Below are 16,339 nucleotides of genomic sequence, written 5' to 3'. Positions count from 1 at the left end.
CTCCACTTAAAGCCGTCTTCGCAGGACGGCGTTCATGCGCTCGACGGGGGCCGACTGCCCCGTCCACAGTTCGAACGCGGCGACTCCCTGATAGAGGAGCATCCACGCACCGTCGATGGTCGTCGCCCCGCACTCGGCCGCCTCGCGCAGCAGGCGCGTCTCGACGGGGCGGTAGACGGCGTCCAGCACCGCGAGGTCGCCGTGGAGCGCGCCCTTCGGGACGGGCGAGCGGTCCTCCTCCATCCCGACGCTGGTCGCGTTGACGAGCGCGTCGGCGTCGGCCAGCAGGTCGGCCAGCGCGTCGAGGCCGTCCGCGGTCGCGCCCGGCACGTCGTCCGCGAGCGACTGGGCGCGCGAGACGGTGCGGTTGGCGATTCGGACCGTCGCGCCCGCGTCGGACAGCGCGAACGCGGCGGCGCGTGCGGCCCCGCCGGCCCCGACGACGACCGCCGTCCGACCGTCGAGCGCGACGTCGTGGCGCTCGAACGACCGCCGGACGCCCTCGGCGTCGGTGTTGTGGCCGGTCGGGGCGGCGTCGTCCCGGAAGTCGATGGTGTTGACCGCGCTGATTCTGGCGGCGAGGTCGTCCGGTTCGACGTGAGCCAGCGCGTCCTCCTTGAACGGAATCGTGACGTTCAGTCCGCGGACGCCGAGCGTCCGTGCGGCTTCGATTGCCGCGCCCGCGTCGTCCGGTTCGAAGGTGACGTAGCGGGCGTCGACGTCGAGTTCGTCGTAGGCCGCCTCGTGCATCGGCGGTGACAGCGAGTGGCCGACAGGGTTACCCATCAGTCCGTACACGTCCATACGAACGCGTAGCGTCCGGGGTTCGATAACGGCTGTGGAAGTCGGTCGACGGGTGGCCACACGCGGTCCACCGGACCGACGTACCGCGTTTCGAGACACCTAACAGGTAACGCAAGAACTACTTAGGGGGGACGGCTACTGCCGGTAGAATCTCAATGTCACAACTCCGCCATCCATTGGTTGCGGTCGCGGTAGCGGCGTTGCTCACGCTACCGTGGGTCGGCACCTACCTCACCGGTTCTGCGCACTCGATGAGCCCGCTCATGACGGTGGCTATCTCCGGATTAGCCGTCCTGGGCGCGTCGTTCATGCTCGCGTGGGGGGCCGAGACCGCCGAGGAGGACGTCCCCCGAGCGTTCGCGCTGGCGGTGCTGGCCGTGCTCGCGGTCGCCCCCGAGTACGCGGTCGACGCGCTGTACGCGTGGACCGCCGGGGCGAACGCCGGCACCGCTCGCGGTGCCGAAGCCGCGAACCTCGCGGTCGCGAACATGACCGGCGCGAACCGCATCCTCATCGGTCTCGGCTGGTCCGGCATCGCCCTGTTCACCGTCTATCGCTCGCGCAGCGACGTCGACCCGGCGGTCGAGAAGGCCTCCGGATTTCTGAAGGGCAAGGTCAAGCTCGACCGGGACATCGCGACCGAGATCGCGTTCCTGCTCGCCGCCACCACCTACGCCTTCTTCGTTCCGCTCGGCGACGGTATCGGTGTCACGGACACGCTCATCCTCGTCGGACTGTACGTTACCTACATCGCCATCATCATCCGGGGCGAGGCTGGGGAGACGGAGGAACACGTCGGCGTCCCTGCCTACTTCCAGTCGTGGTCCCGCGGTCCCCGCGTCTCCGTCGTCCTCCTGCTGTTCGTCTACTCCGGTGCGATGATCTACACCGCCGTCCACCCGTTCGCGCACGGACTGGAGACGCTCGGCAAGGCCATCGGCATCCCGGCGTTCTTCATGATTCAGTGGATAGCGCCGCTGGCCAGCGAGAGCCCGGAACTCATCGTCGTCGCCTACCTCGTGAACAAGGCGCGCTCGACGGCCGGGTTCAACGCGCTCATCTCCTCGAAGCTCAACCAGTGGACGCTTCTCATCGGCACGCTCGCGGTCGTCTACAGCATCGCCCTGGGGCAGGTCGGGACGCTCCCCTTCGACGAGAAGCAGGCCGCGGAGATATGGATTACCGCGGCCCAGAGCTTCTTCGCCATCGCCATCCTGACGAACTTCAGCATCAGCGTCCGCGAAGCGGTGGCCCTGCTCGTCCTCTTCGTCACGCAGGTCGGTGCCGAGTTCGTCGTGATACAGACCCTCGCGGAACCGCAGGCGGCCGAACTGAGCCTCCTCATCCTCTACGCGTATACGGTGGTCTACATGGCTCTCGCCCTCTGGCTGTTCGTCAGCCGGCGCGAGGAACTCCGGAACCTCCTCGGTCGGACGGTCGACACCGCACGCGACGCCATCGGGGGCAGCGCGAGCCAGCCCGCAGACTGACCGCGCCCCCTATCCGACCGCGCTGGTCCGTGGTAACGCAAACCGTTTTGGGACTGGGATTCGTCGCCTCAGTTGAGATGCTAGAGCGTAGCACGACCGTCCGCGCTCTCCACGACCATGCCTGAGACGGCCGTCGTCCTCCTCGTCGAGGACCAGACGGCGTACGCGTCCGACTTCGCGGACGCCTGCGAGGACGTGACGGTCCGCGGCGTCGACACCGCCGCCGAGGCCAGAGACCGCATCGAGGACGAGCCAGTCGACTGCGTCGTCGCCAACTACGAGTTGCCTGACGACGACGGGGTCTCGCTGCTGGAATCGGTGCGCGAGACGCATCCGGACCTCCCGTTCGTCCTGTTGACGGCCGCGGGCAGCGAGCGCGTCGCCAGCGAGGCCGTCGCCGCGAACGTGACCGACTACCTTCCGGCGTCGACCGTCGACGACCCGAACGTGCTCCGCGACCGAATCATGGCGGCGGTCGAGAGCCAGCCCCCCGAGGACGACCGCATCCAGGCGCTCACGACCGCCTTTCCGGACGTCGCCTTCCTGCTCGACGAGGACGGCTACTACCGCGAACTGCTCGTCGGGCCGAACACCGCCGCGCTCACGGTCGACGACCCGGCGGAACTCGCCGGCACGAACCTCCACGACCAGTTTCCCGACGGAATGGCCGACCGTTTTCTCGACCACATCCACGCGACGCTCGCCTCCGGCGGCGTCGAGACGATGGAGTACCCCGTCGAACTCGACGACGGCGAGCACTGGTTCGAGGCGCGGACGACCCCGCTCGGGCGGGCCGTCGAGGGCAAGGAGATGGTCGTCTGGGTCGCCCGCGACGTGACCGACCGCCGGGAGCGCGAACGTCGTCTCGAACGCCAGCACGACGAACTCGAGACGCTGAACCAGATAAACAAGGTCATCCAGGACGTCGTTCACGGACTCGTCCAGGCGGCGACCCGCGAGGAGATAGAGCAGATGGTGTGCGACCGGCTGGTCGCCTCGGGACTCTACGAACTCGCGTGGACGGACGAAAACGAGATGAACCGCCAGGGGCTCTCCCCGCGAGCGCGGGCCGGCGAGATCGACGGATATCTCGACAAGCTGGTCGACCTCGGCAACGCGATCGGAGGTGACCCGGCGACCCGGTCGATGGAGACGGGCGAGATACAGGTCGTCCAGAACGTCGCGGAGTCCACGCTGCTGACCGGTGCGTTTCGGGAGGAGGCGCTTGACCGCGACATCGAGTCGGGCATCTCTATCCCGCTGTCGTACGGCAACACCGTCTACGGCTCGCTGTCGCTCGTCTCGACTCGGGCCGGCGTGTTCAGCGAGCGCGCGCAGTCGGCGTTCGAGATACTCGGCGGGACCATCGGGTTCGCCATCAACGCCGCGAAGAACCGCAAACTCCTGCTGTCGGACACGGCGGTCGAACTGGAGCTCCGGGTCACCGACTCCGGCGGGGTGCTCCTCGATATCGCCGAGCGACTGAACTGCACCTGCCACCTCCAGGGGCTGGTGCCCGCCCCGGAAGGGCACCTGTTGCACTACGTCCGCGTGGCGGACGCGTCGTCGCGGCGGGTGACCGAAGCGATGACGGACGCTGACCCGGTCGAGGAGTGTCGGCTCATCTCCGACGAGGACGACGGAGACTGCGTGCTCGAAGTCGTGATGTCGGCCTCGACGGTGAAGCGACTGGTGGAAGCCGGCGCGGTGGTCCAGTCGGCGACGGCGACGAGCGGCGAGGTTCGCCTCCTCGCGGAGGTCCCGCAGGAGGCCGACGTGCGCGCCATCGTTGACACGTTCCAGTCGGCGTACGCCGAGTCGGAACTCGTCGGCAAACGCACCGTCGACCGCCCCATCCAGACGGCCCATGAGTTCCGGCAGTCGCTGACCGACCCTCTCACCGACCGACAGGAGATGGTGCTCCGGACGGCCTACTTCGCGGGGTACTACGACTGGCCCCGGGGCAGCACGGCCGAGGAGATAGCCGAGTCGCTCGACATCGCCTCCGCGACGCTACACTACCACCTCCGGAAAGCCCAGGACGAACTGCTGGGAGCCGTCTTCGACTGACTCTGGGTTCGACGGCGACGACGCTCCCGCGTCAGTGTGTCGCCGCGAGCGACAGCGCCGCGAGCAGCGCCACCACCGCTACGATGCCGTAGCCGACGCCGACGAGCTGGTCGGTCGCGCCGTGCGCGCCGGGGAGGGCGGTCCAGACGAGATAGTAGTAGGTTCCGGCGGCGACCGCGGCGAACCCCCACGTCGAGAGCGCGAACGCCTGCGGAATCGCGACGCCGAGTCCGGCGAGCGTCGGCGGGAAGACGGCGAAGCTGACGAGCAGTCCGAGTCCCGCGACGACGAAGAACGGAACGGGGTCGACCGCGCTCCCGTGGCGGTTCCGGAGCATGGTGCGGGGTACGACCGGGGGTCAGTTGACGGTGCTGGCCGAGAGCGTCTCCACGGGCCGACGGTTCATCCACCGTCGTCGTCGGTCGACGTCGCACGCCGTCCGCCGTCGGTCTCGTCGAGTACCCGCTTCGGCGGTACTCTCTCGCCGCACTTCCGGTACGTGTCCTCCCAGACCACGTTTCCGGGCGTGACGGTTCTCGTGCGCTGGGCGTCGGTCCCGACCCACCGGTCGACCGGTATCAGCGCGTCCTCGCACGGCGTCTCGCGGGCGGTCGCCGTGACGATGGCCGGGAACGCCGAGCAGGTCGTCTCGACCGTACGGCTGTCGCCGCCGGGCGCGACGAGGTCGCCGACGTCGGCCTCACAGAGTTCGGTCCCGTCCGCGGCGAACGCGAGCACCCGCACGTCGTGGAAGGAGGTGTCCCAGTTGTGCTCGTTCTCGACTATCACCTCTAGCCTCCAGCCGTCGGCCGTCTTCCGGACGGTCGGGGAGAGGCTCATCACCCTGGTGTGGCCGCCGTCGGTCGCCTCGCCGGAGTGGGAGGGGTCCGCGCACCCGGCGAGAGCGGCCACGCCGCCTGCGAGAGCGACCGTCGAAGCGCGCAGGAGGCGACGCCGATTCATCTCACTCGGTTTTCGAGGGGACGTGCTCGAAGTCCACGGTCGACAGCTCTTCGATGCTGAACAGCAACACCGGGAACTTCGCCGACGTGCCGGTGTACTGAGTGGAGTCGTCCGCCGTCCCGGATTTCATCACGCTCCACTCGCGGTCGTGCCCGCCGAGCACGACGGTCTCCGGCGTCGGGTCCAGCCCTCCGGCGACGTCGGGGTCGTCACGGTTCCCGCTGTAAACCTCGTACGCCTTCGGCGCGGCGACATCCCCGAAGGTGAACGGCGGGTTCGTGTCGTCGCGCCAGCCGACGCTCAGCGAGTGGCCGAGTTCGTGCATACCGATGGACTGGAGGTCCTGGAACTGGCTCGGCGAGAACGTGTCCCGGCCGATCATGACCCCGAAGTCGGTGTACTCGACGATGTCGACGTTGTGCGCGCGCGGTGACCCGGTGTGCCACGCCATGCCGGTCGCCCGGAAGTTCTTCCGGACGTAGTCCGTGTTGTCGTCGACGAGCGTCTTCGGCCGGTCGTTACCGAGTTCCGTCCCCCAGAGCATGTGGAGACGGCTGTCGTCGTCGTGATACTCGCTCTCTATCTTGATCAGCTCGTTCCGGTTGAACGAGTCGGGGGTGACGTAGAGCTTCTCGGTGTCCGGCATCGTCGCGGCGGTACAGCGCACCCAGTACGTGTCCGTCGTCTTCTGGTGAGCGCCCCGGCAGACGTCCCGGAGGTCGTCGCGCTGTATCTCCTCGTCGTACGACTGGAACTCGACGTCGATGCCGTACAGCTTGTAGTTGTACGAGATGGCCGTCTTCAGGTCGACGCCGTTCGCGTTCCGGATGGCGGACGGGTCGCCGTTACCGGGCCAGTTGGTGTTGTTGACGTAGTCGGCCTCGACCGGGAGCGTCGGATTCGGCGCGACGGACCGGTCGTCGGGGTCGCCCGACAGGCCGTTCTGGTTCCAGTGGAGTTCGCCGACGTGGACGTTCGAGTGGTACTTCTGGTCCTGGTCGGGGGTGGGGTCGTTGCTGGTGGGTGGCGACTGGATGTACGCACCGAGGTCCCGGTCGTCGATCTCGTGGACGCCGGTCTGCTCCTGGACGATCTCGTCGCCCTCGATGCCGGTGCCGGACCGGCGGTTGTCCATGTAGAGAACGACGTTGCTGGAGTTACCGACGCTGTGGACGCCGATCCAGCCGTCCCAGTAGCCGTCGCCGTCGGAGTCGGCGGCGTCCGGCTCCGTCGGGAACTCGTGGTCGCAGCCGTTCCAACCGCAGTCCTCGTCGTTGCGCTCGTCGTACGAGAGCGACCACACCGAGTCCCGACTCGCGTGCGTCAGCCACCTGGCCTCCTGACCGTCGGTCAGACCATCGTCGTCCGTGTCGGGGTCCCAGGCTCCGAGGTCGCAGTCGACCTCCTCGCCGTTCGACAGCCACGTGTCGGTCCGCCGTTCGTCGTCGATGGCGCGGAACACGAAGCTACCGTCGTCCGCGCGGACGAAGTCGAAGTCGTCCGTCGAGTCGTTCAGTTGCAGTTCGTCGAAGTCCGAGACGCTGCGGCCCTCGAGCAGGCCGAGCCGCCTGATGTCGTCCGCCAGGTAACGCCGGCCTCTGGTCGTCGACGCGTACTCGTCGTAGAGCTCCTGGGCGATTTCCTGCTCGTGGGTCTCGGTGATGGCGTAGGTGACGTCCTCGCGCGGGTCCGTCTTCAGGTTCGTCTTCTCGGCGTAGTCGTCCGCGCCGTCGTAGTCGGTGTCCACCTGCTGCGGGTCCGAGGAGACGGTCATCTCGCCGTTCCCGTCGCCGTTGGCTGCGTACCGGTACGGCTCGCCCGACCTGTTGACGACGTCGACGTCCCAGCCGTCGGCCTCGGTGCCGTCCTCCAGCCCGTCGTCGGTGTCCGGGTCGTCCGGGTGACTGTTGGGCTCGTAGTACACCGTGAAGTTGCTGCCGATCCGGTCGACTTTCTGCTCGCCGACCTCCTCGCTGTCGCTTCGGCCGTCGTCGTCGGTGTCGGCGACACTGATGTTGGTGTTTACGCAGCCGTACCGGTTCGTCTCCAGGCAGTGACGTTCGACGCGGTCGGTGAGGCCGTCGCCGTCGCGGTCCTTCCGGATTTCGAACGAGCTGAGCCGTATCTTCGCGGTCCCCTCGGCCCGGAGCCGGAGCGTCACCGTCTCGCCAGCCTCGATGTCCCGGACCGTGTCCGTGACGATGGCGCTGTCCCGTCCCGTCGAGGCGTGTTCGTACAGCGTCGAACGGTGGACCGGGTCCCGGAAGTTGCGCCCGTCTTTCGGCGGGCCGATGCGCTCGAAGACGACCTTCGAATCCGAGGTTTCGACGACAGAGGAGACGTCCGCCTTGACTTCGAGCGTGTCGACGTCGTGATCGAACTGCATGGAGACCACCGGCAGCGACGACGGCGGACAGCCGTTGTCCTGATGGCCCGGCGTCACCGTACAGAGGTCGGCCTCGTCGGGCGTGCCGTCACCGTCGGTGTCCTCGATTATCTCCCAGCCGTGAACCGTCGCGCCGCCGCTGCCCTTGACCTGGAGCTGGAGCTCGACGCTCTCGCCGGCGTACTCCGTGAGGTCCTCGTGGACCTTCCGGCGGTCGACGTCCTGGTTCTCGCCGACGCTGGAGATGACGTCCACGTTGCCGTCGTCGACCACGACGACGCGCGCGGAGGAGTTCTCCTTCGCGTACAGGGAGACGACGCCCTGGAAGTCGATGTCCCCGGCGTCGCTCAGGTGCGGGGACGCGAACGTCATCGTCGCCCACTCGTCGTTAGCGTCCGTCGACTGCGCCCCGAGACGGCCCGACTCCGACGGGCTGAACGTGACTGGGCCGTTCCGGTACGTCGTACCGTCGACGGTGACGCCGTCGTTCGCGTCCCCGCCGGTCTCGCCCCCGCCGTTGACGGGTTCGAGCGACCGGACGCCGAACGTGCTGGCCCCGCTCGTCACGCCGACCGTCACCGACTCGCCGTCGGAGCGACAGATACCGTCACACTCTGTCCCCGGCGGGTCGAACGTCTCCTTGTCGACGGTCGTTTCGGGCACCTCCTCGCGGAAGTTTCCGGCCCACTTCGGGACGGACATGACGACGTACTCGCCGCGCTGGGTCACCTTCGCGCGCACGGTGTTCTCCTCGGCGTTCACGGTCGAGGGGAGCTTGACGAACCGCCGCGTCGCGTCGTCGTAGACGAACGCGGCCAGCGCGGACTCGTTTTCGACCCGCGACTCGTCGTACGAGAGCGTCACGTCGCCCGGGACAGCGCCTGCTCCGAGCGAACCGTGACGACCTCCGACGCTCGCGCCCCGTCGACGAACGAGTTGTCGAAGCCCGCGCGACTCGTTCTCGACCGTCACCGCGCCCGCGACGTTACCCTGACCGGTGACCGACACGCGCGCGCCCACCGATTCGTTCGTCGCCGTCGTGGTATACGTCTCCTCGCCGTCGAGGACGCCGTCGCCGTCCGAGTCGGGGTCGAGCGGGTCCGTCGAGGTGACGTTCTCCTCGTAGTGGTCCGAGAGTCCGTCGGCGTCGAGCTTCAGCGTCGCCGTCGTCGAACTCTGTTCGAACGAGTCAGAGAGGTTCGACAGCGACTCCCCGGTGTCCGTGACGGTGACGGTGACGTTGTTGACGTCGTCGCGGAGCGTCGTCTCGGCGGTGAACGCCGCGCTGGTCCCGGGCGTCGAGTTCTTCAGCACGACCGGCACTCGTCGCTCGTCGCCGTCGACGGTGACGGTGACCGACTCCAGTTGGTAGGCGCGAACGTCGAACAGTCGCCCCTGGACGGTGTAGTTGATCGGACCGTCGTGTTTCGGGTCCCGTCGACTGGCCAGCACGACCCGCGGGTCGGTGCCGGCGTCCGCGATGTCGAGCGCGCGCTGGGCGTGCGACCACGCCCGGCGGTAGTGAGTCGTCGCCGCCACGGGGTTCGGAGAGGCGTCCCGGACGTGCTCGGCCTGCTCGATGGCCGCGTTCGCCTTCCGGATGTGGTCGCGCGCGGCGGTCTCGTTGAACGAGACGTTGTTCTCGACCAGCCGGTCGAACACCGACTCGGCGTCCGCGGTCGCGGTCTCGGCCAGTTTCTGGTCGGCGACGACGAGGTGGGCCGTGACGTTCGGGGCGTGCTTGCCGGTCGCGGCAGCGACCTCGTGGTCGACCTCGAACACGCGGCTGGCGTTGACCCGGTTCACGTCGACGAAGTTCTTGAAGGAATAGTCGAGTAATTCGCGGAGTTCGCGACGCCGCTCGTCGCTGATCGTCTTCTTCCCCGGCCCCGCCGAGGGGTTCGCGTCGGCGAGCGCCGTCCATGCGGCGGCGCGGAGTTCGGCCGCACTCAGGTTGGTGTCGACGTAGACGCTCCCGTCGAACACCGGCTTCCCCTTGCAGTCGCGTGGTTTCGAGGACCGCTCGCCGGCGTTCGCGTGGGCTGGCGGGCCCCCACCGCAGCCACGCTTCTGCTTGGCACAGTTCCCGCACTCGCGGTCGGCCCCCCCCGTTTCGCCGGGTTCTCCATTCCGTCGCTACCGTGAACCCACTCTGGCGGACCCCGGTCACCGTCGTTGCCCCGAGGTCCCTTCTTCCCCTGCGCTTCGTCGCGTTCGTTCCCGTTCTTTCCGTTGCGGGTAGCGTTCTTCTCGCCCGCTTCGCCCTGTCCGTTCGGCTGTCCACCGTAGACGCCATCGCCGTCAGCGTCGGCCGGTGCGTCGCGTCGGACCACCGGTTCCGGCGTGACCGCGGCCGCACTCGTCGTCGAGAGCACGACCGTAATTGCCAACAGTACTGCCAGCACCTGTATTTTCTTTGAAACCATTAAATAGAAAACTGTACTACATTTATATGAAAACTTCGTTGACAATCAGTTGTGATAATCGCAGCGGACCGGCTCGACGTCGAGAATCGCGAGATTACAGCCGGACGACGTTGGACTCCAGGTCGCGCGGGAAGTAGGTGAGCATCTCCGCGCCGTCCTCCGTGACTGCGACGGTGTCGGAGTGGCGGTAGCCGTAGGTGTCGGTGTAGATACCGGGCTCGATGGTGTAGACGTGACCGGACTCCATCTCGGTGTCGCCCGGTTCGACGTGCTCGTCCCAGCCGCGGTCGATGTACGGCGGTTCGTGCCCGCCAAGTCCGATGTTGTGGCCGACGTGATGCTGGGCGAGGTCGGTGACGCCCTGCTCCTCGAAGTACTCCCAGACCTGCTCGTCGACGTACGAGAGGGAAACGCCCGGCCCGAGAGCGTCGATGGCGATGGTCTGGGCCTCGAGCATCAGCTCGAAGTAGGTGCGCTGCTCGTCGGTCGGTTCGCCGACGAACATGGTCCGCTCCAGCTCCGAGCGGTAGCCGTCGACGTTCGCCGTCGCGCCGGTGACGAGCACGTCGCCCTCCTCGATGCGGCGGTTGGCCGTGTGGCCGTGCGGGAGTGCGGTCTGCTCGCCCGTGATGTAGCCCGCCCCGACCGGACCGTCGCCCCGGGTGCGCGCGACGTACTCGTCCCCGAGCGTGTCGAGCATCGCCCGCGAGGCGTCCATCGACGCGCGCTGGCTGGCGGTCACGGGGTGTTCGCCGGGTTCGGTGTAGTCCGCGAGGTAGCGGTGTGCGAGGTTGGCCCACTTCGCCGACTCGCGGATGAGTTCGACCTCCGCGTCGGACTTCGCCCACCGCATGCGGTCGACCCAGGACTGGGGCTCGACCTCGACGAACTCCGAAAGCGACGGTCCCTCGTAGCCCATCACGCCCGGTGCGCCGTCGGCGTCCGCGGCGACGGTCCCGGCGTCGAGGCTGGCGAGCATCTCGGCGGCGGTCTCGATGGGGTGACCGCCGGGGTAGTCGAAGTAGTGGTGGACGGCGTCGATGCGCGGGTTGGTCTGGACACGTTCGACCTCCAGTCGCGGCACCGTCACCTCGCACCGCTCGTCGGTCACGGCGAGGACGACCGGTCGTTCGGTCTGGATGTGGTCGAAGCCGGTGAGATACTCGATGCTCGTCGCGCCGAACCAGACGCCCGCGTCGGCTCCCGCTTCGTCTACCTTCCCGCGGACGGCCGCGAGTCGGTCCTCGAACTCCGAATCCGGTACGCGTGTCGGCATACCGACCTTTGCGGCGACGGGGGCAAAAGGGTTCACCTGGGGGCAAGGCGGGCCCGGCGTCTCAGCGCCCGGCGAGGTAGCCGCTCCGTCCCTCGACGACGACGTTCACGATCGCGCCGAGCAGCAGGACGACGCCGGCGAAGTAGAGCCACGTCAGGAACACGAGGACGGAGCCGAGGATACCGGTCAGGCCGAACTTCCCGGACCCGCCCGCGTAGAGCTGGAAGCCGCCCTGGAGCGCCAGCCAGCCGACGGCGGCGACGGCCGTCCCCGGCAGCACCTCGCGGAACGACACGTCGACGGGCGGGAGCACGTAGTACAGCGGGAAGAAGACGGCGGCGAGTCCCAGCAGGAGTACGACGCCGCCGACGACGGGGAGGTAGGGGATGCCCTGCAGCAGCGAGGCCCCGAGCACCGCGCCGACGGCGACCATTAGCCCGAGGCCGAGCGCCACGCCGCCGAGCGCCACGAGACCCTTCCTTATCTGCTCGACGATGCCCGGGTCCGGGGAGGCCTCGTACACCTCCTCGAACGCGAGGACGAGCCCCCGGAACAGTTTCAGGCCGCTCCACAGCAGGACGACGAGTCCCACGACGGACGCCCCGACGTTGCCCCCGGTATTCTGTATCGTCCGCCGTACGAGGGTCGCACCCTCGGAGGAGAGATACTGCTTCGTCTGTTGGACGATGGCGTCGGCGAACGCGTCGCCACCCACGTACGTTCCGATAGCTACCGCCAGCAACAACAGCGGGAACAGAGAGACGAACGCGTAGTAAGCGAAGCTCGCGGCGAGAAACGTGATGTTGCGCTCGCGTGCGAGATCTATCACGGACCGCACCGTCGAAACAAATCCCATGTTTCAACGTTCGCGTCCGGAATGAAGTGTAGTTTGGCCGGACGGGGCGGCGGCCTGTCGCGACGCTTATACGCGACGCGCATGGTGACGTTCCCCATGGAGCGTCCGTCGTGACCGAAGCAGACGCCATCGAGCGCATGGATGAACCGCTGACGGTCGAGCGAATCGCCGACGACCTCCGCGACCTCGGCGTCCGGTCGGGCGACACCGTCCTCGTCCACTCGTCGCTGTCGTCGCTCGGGTGGGTCGCCGTCGGTCCTCCGGCCGTCGTCGACGCGCTGATGGAGGTCCTCACGCCCGACGGGACCCTCGTGATGCCGACTCACTCGACGCAGTACTCGGACCCGACGGACTGGCGGAACCCGCCGGTCCCGGACGACTGGGTAGACGAAATCACGACCGAGCGTCCGCCGTTCCGGCCGGCCGTCACGCCGACGCGCTCGATGGGGGCGATACCCGAGTGCTTCCGGACGTACCCCGATGTCCTGCGGAGCCGCCACCCCATCTACTCGTTCGCCGCGTGGGGTGCGGACGCGGCGTTCGTCGTCGACGACCACGGGTACGACCACGGACTCGGCGAGGCGTCGCCGCTGGCCCGCCTGTACGACCGTGACGGGACGGTCCTCATGCTCGGAACGGGGTACGACACCAACACGTCGTTCCACCTCGCGGAGCATCGCGGCGACCCCGGGCGAGGGTCGTCGACGCAGGAAGCGCCGGTGCTGGACGACGACGGAGAGTCGAAGACGGTCACATTCGAGCAACTCGACTACGACGCCGGCGACTTCGAGGCGGTGGGTCGGGACTTCGAACGCGACCGCTCCGGCGAACTCGCGCGGGGAACCGTCGGTCTGGCGGACGCGAAACTCGTCCCCCAGCGGGCGCTCGTCGACTACGCGGCGGAGTGGTTCGCGGAGAACCGAGGGTAATCAGTCGTCGGCCGCCGCGTCGCCGGCGGTCGCCTCGGCGTCGGCTTCGATGCTCGGCGGGTACTGGCCGCGGTCGAGTTTCAGGTCGCTCTGCGGCCGGGCCATGCAGGTGAGCGCGTACTCCTCCGCCTCCTCCTCGGTCAGACCGCGCGCCGCGGGCTGGGTCACGTCGCCCTCCACTATCTTGGCCGAGCAGGCGAGACACATCCCGACCCGGCAGGAGTACTCCTGGGCGATGCCCTCCTCGATGCAGCGACTCAGGATGGTCTCCTTGTCGGAGACCTCGATGCTCTCCGCCCATCCGACGAACTCGACGGTGTACTCGGTCATGGTCCGCGGTACGAAGGACCCGGACTAAACTCTTTATCACGGCACTGGCCGTTCTACGTCGTCCGAGCGAGGACACATCCGGTGATAAAGAGTTTTCTCGGTTCCGTTCCGTAGCGGAAGGCATGACCACACAGGAGTACGACACCGTCGAGGGGGACTCGACGAGCCACCGGGCGTGGACCGGTGACATCGTCGTCGTCGGCGCGGGGACCTCGGGCTGTTACGCGGCCGCGACCGCCGCCCGCGAGGGGTACGACGTCGTTGTCGTCGAGCGCAAGTCCGAGCGAGAGGCGGGTCACATCGCCTGCGGCGACGCGCTGAAAGGCGCGGACGCCTTCCCGGAGGCCATCCCCAAGTCCCAGATACAGTCGGCGTTCACGAACACGGACGTCGACCACGGTCGCTTCGAGATACCCCAGGAGGACACCGTCCTCGAGATTCCAGTCCCGGGCGAACTCGCCGTCATCGACCGATGGGAGTACGGCCGTCTCGTCATCGAGGGCGCGGAGAAAGCGGGCGCGCAGTTCCACTACGACACCGTCGTCCAGGACGTCGAACAGGACGAGACGGGGCGGGTGACCGGCGTCCGCGGCAAGCGACACGGCGACGTCGTCGAGTACGATGCGGACGTCGTCATCGACGCCGCCGGCGCGCTCTCCATCCTGCAGGACAAGGCCGACCTGGACGACGCCACCTTCGACCAGAACGTCAGCTACTCGCAGTTCTGCTCGGCGTACCGCGAGGTCGTCCACGTCGACGAACCGGTGGAGTGGGACGACGCGCTCGTGTTCAAGCCGACCGACCGAGCGGCGGGCTACCTCTGGTACTTCCCGCGCACGGACACGGAGATAAACGCCGGGCTCGGCTTCCAGATGAACGAGGAGCCGATGCATCTCGTCGAGGACCTCAAGAACGACCTCCGGGACCGCCCCGAGTTCCAGGGCGCGACCGTCGAGGACAAGCTCGGCGCGGCACTCCCCACCCGTCGGCCCTACGACTCGGCGGTGGCCCCCGGTTTCATGGCGGTTGGCGACGCCGCCGGCCACGTCAACCCGACGACGGGCGGCGGCATCGCGGGCGCGGCGTACGCCGGCAAGTACGCGGCCGAGCAGGCGGTCGAGGCGATAGAGACCGGCGACGTCGGCGAGACCGCGCTCTGGGAGTACAACGAGCGGGTCATGGACCACTTCGGCGCTCGCTACGCGGGGCTGGACGTGTACAACATCTTCACGACCGCCGTGGACGTCGACGACCTGATGGGGCTGCTCGGTGCGCTCCCGACCCAGAAGCTCTCGGAGGCGCTGTACTCCGGTAGCGCCAACATCGGCTGGAAGCTGAAGCTCCGGACCGCGGTCCGGTCGCTGGGCCACTTCGACCTCGTCTACGACCTCTATCGGACGAAGAACCTCGCGGACGACCTCATCGACCACTACGAGCGCTACCCGGCCGACCCTCGCGGCCTCCCGGCCTGGCAGGAGACCCGCGACTCGCTGCTCGACCGGGTGTACGAGACGACCGGCGCCGACCCGAAGTACTGACCGACCACCAGACGTCGCCCTCGACGATGCCGTCGACGGCGTTCTCCCGTTCGCGGACGGTACGCTTCGCTGGTCGTCGCTGCGACGAGAATAGCCTGTAGACGCCTCTTCGAAAACGTTCCGCCGACGGTTCGGTCGCCCCCAGTCCCACCGATCAGTTCAGGTCGCGGACGACGATCTCGCCGTAGCTGTAGACGGTCACCTCGTAGTCACGAATCGTGAATACGACCTGGCCGCCGACTCGCGGCGAGCCGTCTAGCTTGTCGCTAAATAGATTGTCGAGCGCGTCCGGGTCGATGGTGTCGTACAGCGGCGTCCCAATCTCGGACGGTTCGACGCCGGCGGCGTCGGCGAGCGCCATGACGACCGCCGTGCTTAGCGGCTCCTCTTCCGCGTATTTCGTGTGTTGGTTCGTCTGTCCCACGTTCGCGATAGCTCCACCTTCGTCGTCGTTGATGTTCCCGTTCATGTAGATGTTCCTCCAGTCGCGGTTCGAGACCGCGTCTACCTACTCCGACAGTAGCCGTAGAGGACTATAAAAATTGCCGTATAATCTTGAAAATGTTGGTCGGGCTTCAAGTGTGTCGGCGTCGGTGCGTTCGTCGCTTGCGACCCTGGTTCGGCACGGCTCAGTCGAGTCCGTAGTCGCCGCCGTACTTGAGGAAGAAGTACACCAGCACGAGGACGGAAGCCATCGCCGAGACGGTGGCGACGCCCAGCGTCCTCGCGCTCTCCGGGATGGCCGGCATTCCGCCACCGCCGCCGCCGCCCTCTCCACCGCCCGAGCCGACCGTTATCGACGCGACCATCCCCGCCGACTCGTGGGGAATGCAGAAGTACTCGTAGTCCCCCTCGGTCTCGAACGTGTACTCGTACTGTTCGCCCCCGCCGATGGACCCTTCGGGATACGCCTGTCTGGCGGCGTCCTCGCTGTCGAACCCGCCGCTGGCGAAGTACTCCGCCTCGCCGGGAATCTGGTCCTCGTAGGCCGTCACGGAGTGCGGAACGGACCCGACGTTATCCCAGACGACCGTCGTCCCCGGCTGGACCGTGACCGAATCCGGGTCGAACACAAGCTGGTCCGTCATGTCGATCGTCTGTTGGCCCTGCGCCGCCGTCTCGTCCGCGGTCGCGGCGGCCGCCGTCGCTGCAGTTCCCCCGGACAGTGCGCGGAGAAATCCGCGCCGCGTCGTGGTCTCCCCCATGGAACGTCCATCGACGTCCTTCGGGAAGCCCTTTTCGCCGACCCTGTTCGGCGTACCGTCGCGGCG

Annotated in this window: 14 protein-coding genes; 4 read left to right on the top strand and 10 right to left on the bottom strand. The window is 67.7% G+C overall.

What is annotated here, in order from left to right; all coding sequences use genetic code 11:
• Positions 1–6: 6 nt before the first annotated feature.
• Positions 7–804, bottom strand: a complete 798-nt coding sequence (locus ACRYA2_RS04990) for a shikimate dehydrogenase (protein ID WP_433624849.1) — start codon at positions 802–804, stop codon at positions 7–9.
• A gap of 155 nt (positions 805–959) precedes the next feature.
• Between ACRYA2_RS04990 and ACRYA2_RS04985 the strand changes: the two genes are divergently transcribed.
• Together ACRYA2_RS04985 and ACRYA2_RS04980 are read left to right on the top strand one after the other, a co-directional pair.
• Positions 960–2,294, top strand: a complete 1,335-nt coding sequence (locus ACRYA2_RS04985) for a sodium:calcium antiporter (RefSeq protein WP_433624847.1) — start codon at positions 960–962, stop codon at positions 2,292–2,294.
• A gap of 117 nt (positions 2,295–2,411) precedes the next feature.
• A complete protein-coding gene (locus ACRYA2_RS04980) occupies positions 2,412–4,364 on the top strand; it encodes a bacterio-opsin activator domain-containing protein (protein ID WP_433624845.1) in 1,953 nt (650 codons plus the stop codon).
• Positions 4,365–4,395: 31 nt separating this feature from the next.
• Here the strand turns inward: ACRYA2_RS04980 and ACRYA2_RS04975 are convergent, their stop codons facing one another.
• The 6 genes from ACRYA2_RS04975 to ACRYA2_RS04950 all read right to left on the bottom strand — a co-directional run bounded on the left by ACRYA2_RS04975 (position 4,396) and on the right by ACRYA2_RS04950 (position 12,244).
• Complete coding sequence (locus tag ACRYA2_RS04975) at positions 4,396–4,701, bottom strand: hypothetical protein (RefSeq protein WP_433624843.1); 306 nt, start codon at positions 4,699–4,701, stop codon at positions 4,396–4,398.
• Positions 4,702–4,766: 65 nt separating this feature from the next.
• Positions 4,767–5,327 (bottom strand): hypothetical protein, encoded by a 561-nt coding sequence (locus ACRYA2_RS04970; RefSeq protein ID WP_433624841.1) that lies wholly within the window; start codon positions 5,325–5,327, stop codon positions 4,767–4,769.
• Between the two features lies 1 nt (position 5,328).
• A complete protein-coding gene (locus ACRYA2_RS04965; protein ID WP_433624840.1) occupies positions 5,329–9,699 on the bottom strand; it encodes a hypothetical protein in 4,371 nt (1,456 codons plus the stop codon).
• Entirely contained in the window at positions 9,663–10,139 is a 477-nt protein-coding gene (locus tag ACRYA2_RS04960; RefSeq protein ID WP_433624838.1) for a hypothetical protein, read from the bottom strand. The genes ACRYA2_RS04965 and ACRYA2_RS04960 overlap by 37 nt, the downstream gene beginning before the upstream one ends.
• A 94-nt stretch (positions 10,140–10,233) precedes the next feature.
• Positions 10,234–11,415 (bottom strand): M24 family metallopeptidase, encoded by a 1,182-nt coding sequence (locus tag ACRYA2_RS04955; RefSeq protein ID WP_433624836.1) that lies wholly within the window; start codon positions 11,413–11,415, stop codon positions 10,234–10,236.
• Between the two features lie 61 nt (positions 11,416–11,476).
• Positions 11,477–12,244 (bottom strand): YihY/virulence factor BrkB family protein, encoded by a 768-nt coding sequence (locus ACRYA2_RS04950; RefSeq protein WP_433624834.1) that lies wholly within the window; start codon positions 12,242–12,244, stop codon positions 11,477–11,479.
• Positions 12,245–12,381: 137 nt separating this feature from the next.
• On the opposite strand from ACRYA2_RS04950, the gene ACRYA2_RS04945 reads away from it, so the two are divergent.
• Positions 12,382–13,200 (top strand): AAC(3) family N-acetyltransferase, encoded by an 819-nt coding sequence (locus ACRYA2_RS04945; protein ID WP_433624832.1) that lies wholly within the window; start codon positions 12,382–12,384, stop codon positions 13,198–13,200.
• On the opposite strand, the gene ACRYA2_RS04940 is transcribed toward ACRYA2_RS04945, so the two are convergent.
• On the bottom strand, positions 13,201–13,530 hold the full coding sequence (locus tag ACRYA2_RS04940) for a 2Fe-2S iron-sulfur cluster-binding protein (RefSeq protein WP_433624830.1): 330 nt from the start codon (positions 13,528–13,530) through the stop codon (positions 13,201–13,203).
• A 122-nt stretch (positions 13,531–13,652) separates the two neighbouring features.
• Between ACRYA2_RS04940 and ACRYA2_RS04935 the strand changes: the two genes are divergently transcribed.
• Entirely contained in the window at positions 13,653–15,068 is a 1,416-nt protein-coding gene (locus tag ACRYA2_RS04935; RefSeq protein WP_433624828.1) for a geranylgeranyl reductase family protein, read from the top strand.
• Between the two features lie 154 nt (positions 15,069–15,222).
• On the opposite strand, the gene ACRYA2_RS04930 is transcribed toward ACRYA2_RS04935, so the two are convergent.
• Together ACRYA2_RS04930 and ACRYA2_RS04925 are read right to left on the bottom strand one after the other, a co-directional pair.
• Positions 15,223–15,537 carry a HalOD1 output domain-containing protein gene (locus ACRYA2_RS04930; protein ID WP_433624826.1) on the bottom strand — a complete coding sequence of 105 codons (315 nt, stop codon included), beginning with the start codon at positions 15,535–15,537 and terminating at the stop codon, positions 15,223–15,225.
• A gap of 160 nt (positions 15,538–15,697) precedes the next feature.
• Complete coding sequence (locus ACRYA2_RS04925; protein WP_433624824.1) at positions 15,698–16,273, bottom strand: plastocyanin/azurin family copper-binding protein; 576 nt, start codon at positions 16,271–16,273, stop codon at positions 15,698–15,700.
• Between the last annotated feature and the right edge of the window lie 66 nt (positions 16,274–16,339).

The organism is Halomicrococcus pelagicus, assembly GCF_050954125.1.
This window is presented reverse-complemented; position numbering and strand designations above follow the sequence as displayed.